Raw genomic sequence first — 12972 nt, forward strand, 5'->3', positions numbered from 1 at the left:
CTGAAGACTGAAATTCTGAAATGATCACCGAGACGTCCTTTCTGCCCGATGAACCAACCATCCGCATGGATGGTGTTAACCATGGTTACTTACAAGGCGACCATGTGTTAGGTGACATTAACATGGCGTTAAGACCCGGCTCCTTTCACTTTCTGACGGGACCCTCCGGATCTGGCAAAACCACCCTCCTCCAGCTGATGTATCTGGCGCAGACACCGCGCACGGGGCGCGTCTGGCTGTTCGGCGTGGACACCTCGCGCGCGGAACGGAAAGTCCTGACCAATCTACGCCGCAGAATTGGCGTTGTTTATCAGGACTTTAGACTGCTTGATCACCTGACAGCCTATGAGAATGCGGCACTGCCGTTACGCGTCATTGGCCGAAATGAGCGCGAATATCGTGACGATGTGATGGAGCTTCTGCACTGGGTCGGACTGGGAGAGCGGATCAATGCCAAGCCGACCACGCTCTCGGGCGGCGAGCAGCAACGTGTTGCCATCGCACGCGCACTTGTTAACAAACCCGACCTTCTGATCGCCGATGAGCCGACCGGCAATGTCGACCCGGAAATGGGCGAGCGACTGATTCGTCTGATCCTGGAGCTGAACAAACGTCTCTCCACCACAGTGTTTATCGCCACACACGACCTGACGCTGGTCAAGCGGCTTGGCGCGCCGGTGTTGCGACTGGAAAACGGCTTGCTGATGAAGGGCTCATCAACAGGTTCTGCATATGGTGGCGAAGATGAGTGACGGGCGCCGCACACCCTTATTGCCCCAGGAAGACGCCCGCGAAGCGGCGCTCTTTTTTGTGGTCGCCGCGCTGTGCTTTCTGGCGGCCCTGACGGCGCTGGCAACAAGTGCAGCCTATGGCGCAGCCAAGAGCTGGGCCGGACAGGTTCAGGGGGAAGTCAATGTCCGCCTGATTGATGGCGGTGATGTTGAAGCCTCAGAACTCGCCGCCGCGCTGCAGGATCTCGACGACATCTACACCGCGACGCCAGAACTCCGCTCAGACACCGAAGCTCTGCTTGGCCCATGGCTGGGCGATGATCTGCCCGAAGACCTGCCCGTACCAACCTACATCATTGTTCAGTCCAATCCGGATGCGGTGAATATCCGCCAACAGATTGAGGCAAAGGCTGATGAGCTGGGCTACCCGGTAAAGGTCGAGATCTTTGCGCAATGGGCTCAGGACGTCGAACGCAGCCTCGGGGTTCTGCGTATCGCGGGTCTTGTCGCCCTTGGCCTTCTGGTGACCATCGTGGTGTCCGTGATCGCGTTCGCGACACATGCGGCGCTGCTGGCACGGCGTGATGTTGTCGGCGTCCTTCATACATGTGGCGCGAGCGATCGGTTCATTTCCCGCCTGTTCGAATTTCGTTTCTTTGGGCTCGGCCTGAAAGCCGGCGCTCTTGGCGCTGCCTTTGCGCTGCTCGGCGCGCTGTTATTGTTCTTCGCCGCCAGACAATCGGGAGACCGCAGCTGGCTTCTGCCGCAAATGTCACCGGATCTGGGTACTTTTGTGATCCTTGTCGTGACACCAATTGTCTCCGCGCTCGTTTCTATGTTTGCTGCCCGCGTAACGGTTACGAGGGCGCTTGCGGAGTTAGGCTAACATGGTGTTTCGGCGGAAACGCTACGCATTGATCCTTGGCGTGATCCTCGCGGCCCTTGTGGCCTCAGCCGATTTCTATCGCTGGGTTCACGAGGTTGCATCGCTTGAAAAGCCTGAAAACCCGCAGGCAGAGGGCATTGTTGCCCTGACCGGCGGGTCTGGCCGACGCATTGAAGCAGCAATCAGATTGCTCGAAGCGGGCGCAGGGGAAAGGCTGCTGGTGAGCGGCGTCCATAAAAGCGTCAGCACAACGGCCCTGATCGAAACCGGCGGCGGAAATGAGGACCTTTACGCCTGCTGTATCGATATTGGCCGGATTGCCTCATCGACCGAAAGCAATGCCGTGGAAACAGCCCGATGGGTGGAAGAACACGGCTATAAGCACCTGATCCTTGTGACATCGGACTATCACATGCCACGGGCCCGGCTGTGGTTTCGTCGCTATGTACCTGATGTCGAAATTACGCCATATCCAATGCAGTCCCGGATCGAGCCGAGGACATGGTGGAAATCCTGGACAAGCTTTCGCGGTCTTGCCACGGAATGGACCAAATACCGTGTGACAGCTCTCTTACTGGCATTTTGATATGAACTTTCTGACGTCTCTTCTTTTTGTCATCTGGCTCTATGGCTCGATGGTTGTGCTCGGCATTCTCTGGCTGCCATCACTTCTTATGCCGCGTTCTGCGGTTATGCTGGGAATCCGTACATGGGCACGCGCTGCCCGTTGGGGCATGAAAGTGTTCTGCGGCGCCAGTACAGAGATACGCGGCCGCGAGAACCTGCCGGATGGGCCCGCACTGATTGCACCAAAGCACCAGTCCACCATGGACGTTCTGATGGCTTTCCTGTTTCTCGATGACCCGTGTTTCGTCCTCAAGAAAGAGCTGATGTATTATCCGATCTTCGGCATGTATGCGGCCAAGGCGGGCATGATCGCGATTGACCGTCAGGGGTCGACCAAGACGCTGAAAGACATGGCGGCAAAGGGCAAGAAAGCGCTCGCAGACGGACGCAGCCTGCTGATCTTCCCGGAAGGCACGCGCCTGCCTCCCGGCGCTGAGCCAGACTATAAGCCAGGCATTGCATTGCTCTATAAAGAGCTGGGTGTGCCATGCGTCCCGATTGCCCTCAACACAGGCTATTGCTGGCCAGCGAGGGGCATTACCCGTCACCCCGGAGAGATGGTGATTGAGATTCTCCCGTCGATCGAACCGGGCCTCCAGCGCAAGGCATTCATGAAAACGCTGACTGAGCAGCTTGAAAGCGGTACATCGAAGCTGCTCGAAGAAGGCCAGCGCGCGCAGGCGGCTATCGGGGTAAGCGCATGAGCAAAAAGAAAAAGGGCCTTGGCCTGCCGGTATGGCTCGGCCTGCTCGTTATTCTCGTGATTGGCGGATATTCCGGTTACTGGTTCTGGATGTCCGGTGAAATTCGCAAAGGCGCGCTCGACTGGATCGAAGACCAGCGCAAAGCCGGCGTCGACATCACCTACGACAATATGGAAATTTCCGGATTTCCCTATCGCTTTGAACTGAAACTCGAGGCGCCCGTCGCTGTTTCGTCCGCAGATGGATGGCGCTTGGAGTCAGAACGCGTCCAACTCGCCGCGCAGAGCTATAATCTCTATCATGTCATCGCTCAGATGCCCGGCAAAAGCGACATCACGCTCGCCGATGGGCGCCAGTTCTCACTGGTTCCGGCAGAAAAATCTGCACTCAGCGTCCGCTATGATAGTGAGACCGTGCGTGACCTGCGGATTGAGCTACCGTCCCTGACGATCGCCGAGAACAATATGCGCGTGCTGGAACTCAATAACCTGATGTTCGGCATACGCCCGATGCCTGATGCGCCAACATCTGGCCAACTCGCCTTTTCTATCGATGACTTCACGCTCGAGCGCGCGCCGGATGATCTGACCTGGCTTGGACCAGACGGCGAAGAGCTGGTGATCTGGATTGAAATCGAGAACCTCTATCCGCTCCTGACGGAAGACCTGAGTTTCACAGAATGGCGGATTGACGAAAATCAGATCCATCTGCGTCGCGGAGAAGTAAATTGGGGGCAGCTTGATCTCGCCGCGCGGGCCAGCATTAAACTCAGCCGGGACAATCAACCCAATGGCACGATCGGCATTCATCTGGAGAATGTAGATGCGTTGCGCGAACAGCTTGAAGCCGCCGGAAGATTGGATCAGGAGACGAACCAGCTGATCGGAACAATCGGCTTGATGAGCCGCAATAATAACTTTGCGACAGTCGAGCTGCGAGATCGCGGTATCTATCTGCTCGGGAACAAGCTGGGCGAATACTAAACCGCCCGGCAGATCTTACTTCTTGGTGTCGCGGCCAAAGTTATCTGCGTCAGTATCCTGACCTGCATCAATAATGCTCTGGCGAATACCGCGCGTCCGTTCAAAGAAACTGCGAAGCTGTTCGCCCTCTCCCCAGCGGATGGCCCGTTGCAGGGCGGCGAGATCCTCATTGAAACGTCCCAGCATTTCGAGGACTGCATCCTTATTGTTCAAAAACACGTCGCGCCACATGATCGGGTCAGATGCGGCAATCCGTGTAAAATCGCGGAAACCGCCTGCAGAAAATTTGATCACATCACCCTGATCAACCGATTCCAGATCGTGCGCTGTGCCAACAATGTTGAACGCGATGAGGTGGGGCAAGTGACTGGTAATGGCGAGTACGCGGTCATGTCGCTCAACGTCCATCACCTGCACCTGACTGCCAATCACCGTCCAGAAATCGGAAAGCCGCTTTAGTGCAGCCTGACCCGCGTCATCAGCAAGCTCGGTTGCTGGTGTGAGAATGCACCAGCGATCACGGAACAGGCTCGCAAAGCCTGCATCCGGGCCGGATTTTTCGGTGCCTGCAATCGGGTGACCAGGAATGAAGTGAATATGGTCCGGCACAGACTCAAGCGCAGCATCGACAACCGCTTTTTTGACGGAGCCAACGTCCGTCAGGATTGCATCTGCCTTCATGGCGGAGGCGAATGTCTGCACCAGCGCTCCCATCACGCCGACCGGCGTTGCGAGGATCACAATGTCAGCGTCGCGTACGCAGTCACTGACGTCGTCATAAACATCACCGAGGCCAATCTCGCGCGCACGGGCACGCACATCGGCTGAGCCATCATACAGAGCGACGGACCCGGCCGCGCCGTACTCTCTGGCGGCACGCGCCAGAGAAGACCCGATCAGACCAATGCCGATAATGGCGACGCGTTTGACGACTGGTAACTCCATCAGGCCGCCATGAAGTCCTGAAGCGCTTCAATCACCTTCGTGTTTGCGTCTTCGAGTCCGACAGAGATGCGCAGGCAGTCTGGCAGACCATACGCCATGACATTCCGCACGATCAGGCCCCGAGACTGAAGGAAGGCATTGGCTGCTTCTGCCGTCTTGCCGTCCGACTGCGGGAAGCGCACGAGGAAGAAATTCCCCACACTTGGATAAACCGTCAGACCTGTCTCACGAACGGCAGGCAAAAGACGATCGAGTTCCGCATTGTTGAAATCGGCAGACTTTTGAGCAAACGCCTCATCCTTCAGCGCAGCGATACCGGCAAGCTGAGCGAGTGCATTCACGTTAAATGGACCACGCACACGGTTAAGCGCATCAATGACAGCGGCTGGCCCGAAGGCCCACCCCAGACGCAGAGAAGCCAGACCATGGATCTTCGAAAAGGTGCGTGTCATCAGGACATTGTCATAGTTCGCTGCCATTTCGAGGCCCGAGCTATAGTCGTTCTTCTGCACATACTCGGCATACGCCGCATCCAGAACGAGAAGCACATCTTCCGGCAGACCTGCATGCAGGCGGCGAACTTCATCAAATGGCAGATACGTGCCGGTCGGATTGTTCGGATTTGCCAGAAAGACAATGCGCGTCTTATCGGTCACCGCAGCCAGCATGGCATCAATATCGGCCACCAGATCTTTTTCCGGCACGCTGATGGTTTTTGCGCCCGACTGTTGCGCAACCAGCTTGTAAACCAGAAAGCCGTATTCCGATTGTATGATCTCGTCGCCCGGTGCCAGGAAAGCACGCGCCAGCATCTGGAAGATTTCATCCGACCCTGCGCCGCAGATCACGCGGTCGGCATCAATGCCATAGCGTTCCGAAATGGCTTCCCGCAGCAGATTGGAGCCGCCATCCGGATAGATCTCCAGCTGAGACAATCCTGTCTTGATGGCCTCGACGGCCAGCGACGAACAGCCGAGCGGATTTTCGTTCGAAGACAGCTTATAGCCGGATTCAGCAGCAAGCCCTGGCACATAAGGCTTGATTTCCAGTACATTCGGTAGAGGCTTCGGGGCCATGACGCATCCTGTCGTTACTCGGGCGCCCGAAACAGGTATGCTATTCGGGCTGACTATATGCGGGAAGTGCGCCAATCACACGCAATCCGTCAAGCCCCGCAAGCTTTGCAGCCTTCAGACGGATATCATCTTCCGGAAAACGTTCCATCGCCTCAAACAGAACCAGCGTCTGAAGGCGGCCTAGTTCGCGGCCCTCAATACCAACGTCAGAGAAGATCTTACCGACTTTATGGTGGTCATCATGCGCGATGAGAAGCGTGCTCGCACCAACCTCCGGCCCAAGCGGACCGCGCGCAAGAATGCTGGTGTACGGGACGTCTTTGTCGCCAAGCGGCCATGCCCCGATAATGCGCAGATTGTGAAAACGCTTTTCGTTGAAAGCCGGCCACCATTGCAGCGCACCGACGAGCGAAAGCCAGCCGAACACGCCGACGCAATCATCACGCTCTGCGCACATATTCAGCACATCGCGCGGATCATTCTCCACGCTCATTGGCATGGCATGCCCAAACATGGAACGGGCGTGATCCCACATGCGTAGCGGTTCACCACCGCTGACAATGACTTTCTGAAGACCGCAAGCGACCATGTCAGCGGGAAACTCTGCAGACCAACGCTGCAGGACCGGACCGCGCTGATCAACCGGCACCGCAGCCAGGCGGTCCAGCGAGGACAGCATGCTCATGGATAGAAGATCACCGCTTGCAGACAGAGCCTCGCGTAGCTGCCGCGCGGCCTGGGCACGTTTCTGCAGCGCCTGCTCCACACCTGTCTCCATGACAGCGAGCTGAGAGCGCAGCATTTCCAAACCTGCCTTATGCTTGTCGTCGCTCATCGATCACTACCCTGCTCATCCGCGTATCCAGTCACGCGCATTATACTCGTCACGCTGGTGAGTGGATTCTGGCCTTCGGCCTGCCCGCTCACCTCAACAATTCGTCTGTTCTTTGCCGGGGCACTTGCCTGTGTTCCGTTCTGAAAAACAAGTCCCAGGAACGAATGAAACGCGAAAAAGCGCCGCGCTCAATGTCGCTTACTCTATATAGTTGTTGGTAAACTCGTTTGACCATCGCAAGTTCAGAAACGAACGAAATAATCGCGCACCGAAGCAAAGCAGTCACAGGTTACGCTACGCAACCCTGACCAAATGACATCTGTTTCGGTGTGGAAATCCCGCTCTAACGCGTGGCGACAGGTGTCTCTCCCCGGTAATCATAGAAACCGCGCTTGGATTTGCGTCCAAGCCAACCTGCCTCAACGTATTTTACCAGCAGCGGGCATGGGCGATATTTCGTATCCGCCAGACCGTCATGAAGCACCTGCATGATGGAAAGACAGGTATCCAGACCGATGAAATCAGCAAGCTGGAACGGTCCCATAGGATGATTGGCACCGAGCTTCATCGCCGTATCAATGCTTTCCACCGTACCGACGCCTTCATAAAGCGTGTAGACGGCTTCATTGATCATTGGGACAAGAACGCGGTTCACGATAAAAGCGGGATAGTCCTCCGCATTGGCCACCGTCTTGTCGAGGCGCTTGGCCAGCCCCAGCGCCATCTCATAAGTTTCCTGATCGGTTGCCAGACCGCGAATGACTTCAATCAGCTGCATGACCGGAACCGGATTCATGAAGTGCAGGCCGATGAATTTTTCCGGACGATCCGTGACAGACGCAAGACGCGTGATCGAGATCGAGGACGTATTTGAAGCCAGGTAAGCGTGCTTTGGCACGACGCCGCACAAGGCTTCGAAGATTTTCTTCTTCACGTCTTCTTTTTCTGTCGCCGCCTCAACAGCGAGGTCCACAGCTTCGAAAGAAGACAATTCAGCACTGTAGGAAATGCGCGACATTGCCGACTTCATGTCGTCTAGCTTGATGAGGTCACGACTCACCTGGCGCGTCATATTGTGCTCGATGGTTTCACGCGCTTTGTCCAGCGCGTCCGGCGACATGTCATTCAGGATCACATCATAGCCCGAAAGTGCGCACACATGGGCGATGCCATTGCCCATTTGACCCGCGCCTACAACACCAATCTTGTTGACTTCACCCATTACATATTATCCGCGTATTTGAATTTGGCAGCGACCATATCATGACGGATGAAGAGCGCGATAGGTGTGTCACTGAATACAGCATCTACTTTTTCGCTGTTACTCCACAGTCACACTCCCGCTGAAACAATACACAATCTGCCCTTTTATTTCATGGCATTTTAACCTGAATTATCGGCAGAAAACTCAACTAATGATACTGCTCACTTACGAAAAATTCACCCTATTGGAGAATTTTTGAACTTGTTTGCATCCCAAGTTTCCCAATCCGACCGGAGCCAAATCCCATGAAATTCCATCTTCCCCTCGCCCTGGCCGCAGGAAGCCTTTTTGCGACCACTGCTCATGCGCAGCTGGTCACAGCTGACATCACTGTTGATGGTCAGACCCGCAGCTATGTCTTTGACACCTACGCAGAACTCGAAGCGACCTCTGTTGAGGACCTCCTCGCTGACTTCGGCTATTCAGACCTGGATGAGGTGGACACACTCAGCATTGAGGGCCTGTTTGCAGGTCAGTCCTTTACATATTTCGACATGCGTGAATCCGGTGACATCGAGCTGGGTCTGAACATTGAAGATGCAGACGCATTTTTCGCAGGCATTCAGGACATCGATTCCAATGCCACGCTTTCTGACGACGATCTGCGCTTTTACGAAGCCATCCTGGAAGGAACTCCGGTCAGTCTGACGATTTCAGAAGATAATGGCCTGGCTCAGTTCGTGATTGGTGATGATGCAATCATCATTGATTATGATGACTCGACCGGGACCGGCACGGTCACGATCCCTAGCCTTGGTCGCACAGACACATTCTCACGTGATGGCAATCAGTCCGCTGACGAAGCCATTCTGTCTGCGCTTGAAGCCACGACGGACGACATTGAAGACGACAATGGCGAACTTTCCCGCTTCCTGAGCCTCTTCACGCCAAGTTCGATTGCCAACACCTATGATGACCCGATTGCCGGTAACCCAGGCAGTGTGGTCGGCCGCATGCCAGGCATTCTGCGTGACATCCACACCCGTCAATTGCCGTCTGGCAAGAAAATGGCGTTCTTCGGCAAAGTCGAAGCAGAAGCCATCGACTATGACGATTCCGGCGATGCTTCGATCATCAGCGGTCAACTGGCGGGCGTCTTTGCAGCAGGTCCGGGTGAATTCTCAGTCACCGTTCCACTGGCGTATACCGATTATGACACCGGCGAAGAAGTTGGTCATGTCGGCCTGATCCTCGGCTATGGCTGGACGATGAATGACTACATGGCTGATCTGCCATTCGAGTGGACATCCAGCGCGACCATCGGCGCCGTTGGCGGCACATCTGACGCTCTGGTCGATACAGCGCTTGTCAGCACATTCGGTTTCACCAACCGCTTCATGACCGATTATAGCGAGAAAATCCGTTATGGTGCGGAACTGGATCTGCAATACTTCGGATCGCCGGACATCGAATTCGACGATTACACGCAGACCTATGACATCTCGATCACGGGCATCACTGTTGGCGGCCTGTTCGGTTATACGCTCGACACCGCGAACTATTCCTATGACTTCGACTTTGCGCTGCGTCGCACGCAGTTCGAAGGCGAAGACCTGGCGATTGATGCCCAGAACGAGCTGGAAGCTCTGGTCGGCGGTAATGACCGTCTTCAGGGCGGTCTGACCTTCGGTTTCGGCGAAGACTACAAGTCTATCGCAGCCAATCTGAAATGGCGCTTCTAAGCCATCAGCTCAGCGAGAAGAATCCGAAAGCGCCCATGGTTCTCCATGGGCGCTTTTTTCATACCGGTTCCGGCGATATCCGCGATGTCAGAAACGAGATCACTTCACCGAGCTTCTGTTTTGTCAGGCTGTCATCCTCATCCACCAGATCTGCCGTCAGAACAGAGTGGGGATACTTCAAAGGCCCATCCGGATTGCGCACCTCATCAGGCAGCACATGCTCATGAAAGCGCTGCGCGCCGATAACATCACGGATGGCGTCGAAACGCGCCGCCTTGCACAGTCTGTCACCTGCAAATCGAAGGCCCATGACATCCACATTGCGAGCTGCCAGTGCCGCCTTTTCCTCCGTGGTCATTTGTAAGCCACCATCGAGATTGCGCAGGGGCACAGACGCAGGCAAGCCGGGTTGAGACGTTACCGGCGCCGTCACAATCGGATCCAGAGCCAGCGTCAGCGCGAAGTTGCCCGACATGCACATGCCGATAACACCGATACCGCGGCCGGGCGTCGCCTCAAACAGTTTCACCGAGAGCGCGCGCAGCCATTGGGTCACCGGTCCCGGATCATGTTTTGCGAACAGGTGTATTTCCCGAGAAATGCAGGCCCGTAGAAACAAGCGACCGGATTCCGGCCTGGTCGGCGTCTGTCCACGACCGAACATATCCGGCGTCCAGACGGTAAAGCGTTCGGCCAACCAGTTCGCCAAGCGCCAGAATTCCGGTGTCATGCCCGGCAATTCATGCAGCAAAAGAACGCCAGGTCCCGACCCTTTGCGAAAGACCGAATGCGTTATGCCCTGATCTGTAAAGATCTCGGCATCCTCAAAGGGCTGCATATTGCTCATCATTCCCTCCCCCGTTTTCCCGGCAATATAGCAGAAAATAGACTGGAAAGGACGCGCCTAGTTCAGAACGAAACGCCAGCCCGGCTGGACTGGCGTTTCAGGTTGCAGACATTGCGATCCTCAGGCAGCAAGATCAAACCGGTCTGCATTCATGACTTTGGTCCACGCCGCGACGAAATCCTTCACGAATTTTTCGGGCGCATCATCCTGCGCATACACTTCGGCATAAGCGCGCAGAATGGAGTTCGAACCGAAGACAAGATCAGCGCGGGTCGCCGTCCACTTCACCTCGTTTGTCTGACGGTCACGGATTTCATAAATCTCTTCATCATCCGTGACTTTCCAGAGATTGCGCATGTCGGTCAGGTTGACGAAATAATCCGTCGTCAGTTGACCGGCGCGATCCGTAAAGACGCCGTGTGAAGTGCCAGCATGATTGGTGCCCATAGCCCGCATGCCACCAACAAGAACTGTCATTTCCGGCGCCGTAAGACCCATGAGCTGAGCGCGGTCGAGCATCATTTCTTCTGCTGTCACGACATAGCTATCCTTGACCCAGTTACGGAAACCATCCGCGAGCGGCTCGAGGGGTTCAAAAGATTCCGCATCGGTCATCTCATCGCTCGCATCGCCGCGTCCTGGCGCAAATGGCACCGTAACCTGATGGCCGGCCGCCAGGGCAGCCTTCTCAACACCGACATTACCCGCAAGGACAATCACGTCTGCAATGCTCGCTCCAGCCTCGCTGGCGATAGGCTCAAGCACGGAGAGCACACGCGCCAGACGCTCAGGCTCGTTGCCTGCCCAGTCTTTCTGAGGTGCCAGACGAATGCGGGCACCATTCGCGCCGCCGCGCTTGTCAGAACCGCGATAGGTGCGAGCCGAGTCCCAGGCCGTTGAAACCATGTCAGCAATCGAAAGATCACTCGCAGCAATTTTCGCCTTCACCGCGTCGACATCATAGCTCGTGGAGCCAGTCGGCACCGGGTCCTGCCAGATCAGGTCTTCCGACGGAACATCCGGTCCGACATAGCGCGCCTTCGGCCCCATATCGCGGTGTGTCAGCTTGAACCATGCGCGCGCAAATGTACGGGAGAAATATGCGTGGTCCGCACGGAATTTCTCCATGTATTCGCGATAGATCGGGTCGACCTTCATCGCCATGTCGGCGTCCGTCATCATTGGCATGGTGCGGATGGACGGGTCTTCGACATCAACCGGCATCTCGTCTTCGGCAATGTCGACCGGCTTCCACTGCCAGGCGCCTGCCGGGCTTTTCGTGGTTTCCCATTCATGATCGAGCAGCATGTCAAAATAGCCGCCATCCCATTTCGTCGGATTGGTCGTCCAGGCACCTTCCGGGCCGCCGGTAATGGTGTAACGACCATTGCCGGACTTGTTCGGGTTCATCCAGCCAAGGCCCATATTTTCGAGTTCGCCCGCTTCCGGCTCACCGCCGAGTGCTCCGGCATCGCCATTACCGTGACATTTACCAAGCGTGTGGCCACCCGCCGTCAGCGCTGCGGTTTCTTCGTCATTCATCGCCATGCGCTTGAAGGTTTCGCGCACGTCTTTTGCGGTCATGGCCGGGTCAGGTTTGCCGTTTACGCCTTCCGGGTTCACATAGATGAGGCCCATGACAACGGCGGCCAGAGGGTTTTCCAGCGAGTCACGATCTTCCTTGCTCGGATAGCGCGCCTCATTGTCTGTGAGCCATTCTTTCTCAGACCCCCAATAGGTGTCCTTTTCCGGTGCCCAGATGTCTTCGCGGCCAAACCCGAAGCCAAAGGTTTCAAGTCCCGCAACTTCATAAGCTGCGTTGCCAGCCAGAATGATCAGGTCAGCCCAGCTGATCTTGTTGCCGTACTTCTTCTTGATCGGCCAGAGCAGGCGGCGCGCCTTGTCCAGATTGGCATTGTCAGGCCATGAGTTCAGCGGCGCAAAACGGATATTGCCCGAGCCGCCGCCACCGCGACCATCAGCCAGACGGTAAGAGCCTGCCGAGTGCCAGGCGAGACGAATGAACAGCCCTGAATAGCTGCCCCAGTCGGCTGGCCACCAATCCTGACTGTCGGTCACGAGATCATGAATGTCTTTTTTCAGCGCATCAAAATCGAGCTTTGAGACTTCATCGCGATAGCTGAAGTCCGAACCATAAGGGCTGGTCTTGGCGTCGTGCTGATGAAGAATGTCGAGGTTCAGCGTCTTCGGCCACCAACTGGTGACGGAATCCTGCGTGTTCGTCATGCCGCCATGCATGACCGGGCACTTACCTGATTTTGGGGTATCGTTGCCGTCCATGAGTCCTCTCCATTCTTTTCAACATGCTGTCTACGCGTGAACCTGATGACGTTCAGATAACGGATCTGACGCAGGTTTGTGCCGTCCGGCA

At 56.0% G+C, this 12972-nt stretch carries 12 protein-coding genes; 6 read left to right on the top strand and 6 right to left on the bottom strand.

Annotated elements, in window-relative coordinates:
• Positions 1-20 precede the first annotated feature (20 nt).
• The 5 genes from ACFQDM_RS05545 to ACFQDM_RS05565 are packed head-to-tail and all read left to right on the top strand — an operon-like array spanning position 21 to position 3931.
• A complete protein-coding gene (locus tag ACFQDM_RS05545) occupies positions 21-752 on the top strand; it encodes a cell division ATP-binding protein FtsE (protein WP_377376566.1) in 732 nt (243 codons plus the stop codon).
• Positions 745-1617 carry a cell division protein FtsX gene (locus ACFQDM_RS05550; protein ID WP_377376569.1) on the top strand — a complete coding sequence of 291 codons (873 nt, stop codon included), beginning with the start codon at positions 745-747 and terminating at the stop codon, positions 1615-1617. The genes ACFQDM_RS05545 and ACFQDM_RS05550 overlap by 8 nt, the downstream gene beginning before the upstream one ends.
• 1 nt (position 1618) lies before the next feature.
• Positions 1619-2203 (top strand): YdcF family protein, encoded by a 585-nt coding sequence (locus tag ACFQDM_RS05555; RefSeq protein WP_377376572.1) that lies wholly within the window; start codon positions 1619-1621, stop codon positions 2201-2203.
• A 1-nt stretch (position 2204) separates the two neighbouring features.
• Positions 2205-2948: a lysophospholipid acyltransferase family protein gene (locus ACFQDM_RS05560; protein WP_377376575.1), complete on the top strand. Its 744-nt coding sequence runs from the start codon at positions 2205-2207 to the stop codon at positions 2946-2948.
• Complete coding sequence (locus ACFQDM_RS05565) at positions 2945-3931, top strand: DUF2125 domain-containing protein (protein WP_377376578.1); 987 nt, start codon at positions 2945-2947, stop codon at positions 3929-3931. The genes ACFQDM_RS05560 and ACFQDM_RS05565 overlap by 4 nt, the downstream gene beginning before the upstream one ends.
• Positions 3932-3946: 15 nt before the next feature.
• On the opposite strand, the gene ACFQDM_RS05570 is transcribed toward ACFQDM_RS05565, so the two are convergent.
• The 4 genes from ACFQDM_RS05570 to ACFQDM_RS05585 all read right to left on the bottom strand — a co-directional run bounded on the left by ACFQDM_RS05570 (position 3947) and on the right by ACFQDM_RS05585 (position 8009).
• A complete protein-coding gene (locus tag ACFQDM_RS05570; RefSeq protein WP_377376581.1) occupies positions 3947-4876 on the bottom strand; it encodes a prephenate/arogenate dehydrogenase family protein in 930 nt (309 codons plus the stop codon).
• Positions 4876-5952 (bottom strand): histidinol-phosphate transaminase, encoded by a 1077-nt coding sequence (hisC, locus tag ACFQDM_RS05575; RefSeq protein ID WP_377376584.1) that lies wholly within the window; start codon positions 5950-5952, stop codon positions 4876-4878. The genes ACFQDM_RS05570 and hisC overlap by 1 nt, the downstream gene beginning before the upstream one ends.
• A gap of 40 nt (positions 5953-5992) precedes the next feature.
• On the bottom strand, positions 5993-6787 hold the full coding sequence (locus ACFQDM_RS05580; protein ID WP_377376587.1) for a hypothetical protein: 795 nt from the start codon (positions 6785-6787) through the stop codon (positions 5993-5995).
• Between the two features lie 343 nt (positions 6788-7130).
• Complete coding sequence (locus ACFQDM_RS05585) at positions 7131-8009, bottom strand: 3-hydroxybutyryl-CoA dehydrogenase (protein ID WP_377376590.1); 879 nt, start codon at positions 8007-8009, stop codon at positions 7131-7133.
• Between the two features lie 287 nt (positions 8010-8296).
• Here ACFQDM_RS05585 and ACFQDM_RS05590 point away from each other — a divergent pair, with 287 nt between their 5' ends.
• Positions 8297-9733 carry a hypothetical protein gene (locus ACFQDM_RS05590; protein WP_377376593.1) on the top strand — a complete coding sequence of 479 codons (1437 nt, stop codon included), beginning with the start codon at positions 8297-8299 and terminating at the stop codon, positions 9731-9733.
• 58 nt (positions 9734-9791) lie between these two features.
• On the opposite strand, the gene ACFQDM_RS05595 is transcribed toward ACFQDM_RS05590, so the two are convergent.
• Both ACFQDM_RS05595 and katG read right to left on the bottom strand, forming a co-directional pair.
• Positions 9792-10580: a dienelactone hydrolase family protein gene (locus ACFQDM_RS05595; protein WP_377376596.1), complete on the bottom strand. Its 789-nt coding sequence runs from the start codon at positions 10578-10580 to the stop codon at positions 9792-9794.
• Positions 10581-10700: 120 nt separating this feature from the next.
• On the bottom strand, positions 10701-12881 hold the full coding sequence (gene katG, locus ACFQDM_RS05600; RefSeq protein WP_377376598.1) for a catalase/peroxidase HPI: 2181 nt from the start codon (positions 12879-12881) through the stop codon (positions 10701-10703).
• Between the last annotated feature and the right edge of the window lie 91 nt (positions 12882-12972).

The sequence above is a fragment of the Ponticaulis profundi genome, assembly GCF_042659465.1.
In the GTDB taxonomy this organism is placed as follows: domain Bacteria; phylum Pseudomonadota; class Alphaproteobacteria; order Caulobacterales; family Hyphomonadaceae; genus Ponticaulis; species Ponticaulis profundi.

Excerpts from the sequence above, each read along its gene's own strand:
- ACFQDM_RS05545 (WP_377376566.1), top strand. The coding sequence starts at position 21 with ATGATCACCGAGACGTCCTTTCTGCCCGATGAACCAACCATCCGCATG.
- ACFQDM_RS05560 (WP_377376575.1), top strand. The coding sequence starts at position 2,205 with ATGAACTTTCTGACGTCTCTTCTTTTTGTCATCTGGCTCTATGGCTCG.
- ACFQDM_RS05570 (WP_377376581.1), bottom strand. The coding sequence starts at position 4,876 with ATGGAGTTACCAGTCGTCAAACGCGTCGCCATTATCGGCATTGGTCTG.
- ACFQDM_RS05580 (WP_377376587.1), bottom strand. The coding sequence starts at position 6,787 with ATGAGCGACGACAAGCATAAGGCAGGTTTGGAAATGCTGCGCTCTCAG.
- ACFQDM_RS05585 (WP_377376590.1), bottom strand. The coding sequence starts at position 8,009 with ATGGGTGAAGTCAACAAGATTGGTGTTGTAGGCGCGGGTCAAATGGGC.
- hisC (WP_377376584.1), bottom strand. The coding sequence starts at position 5,952 with ATGGCCCCGAAGCCTCTACCGAATGTACTGGAAATCAAGCCTTATGTG.
- ACFQDM_RS05565 (WP_377376578.1), top strand. The coding sequence starts at position 2,945 with ATGAGCAAAAAGAAAAAGGGCCTTGGCCTGCCGGTATGGCTCGGCCTG.
- katG (WP_377376598.1), bottom strand. The coding sequence starts at position 12,881 with ATGGACGGCAACGATACCCCAAAATCAGGTAAGTGCCCGGTCATGCAT.
- ACFQDM_RS05595 (WP_377376596.1), bottom strand. The coding sequence starts at position 10,580 with ATGAGCAATATGCAGCCCTTTGAGGATGCCGAGATCTTTACAGATCAG.
- ACFQDM_RS05555 (WP_377376572.1), top strand. The coding sequence starts at position 1,619 with ATGGTGTTTCGGCGGAAACGCTACGCATTGATCCTTGGCGTGATCCTC.
- ACFQDM_RS05550 (WP_377376569.1), top strand. The coding sequence starts at position 745 with ATGAGTGACGGGCGCCGCACACCCTTATTGCCCCAGGAAGACGCCCGC.
- ACFQDM_RS05590 (WP_377376593.1), top strand. The coding sequence starts at position 8,297 with ATGAAATTCCATCTTCCCCTCGCCCTGGCCGCAGGAAGCCTTTTTGCG.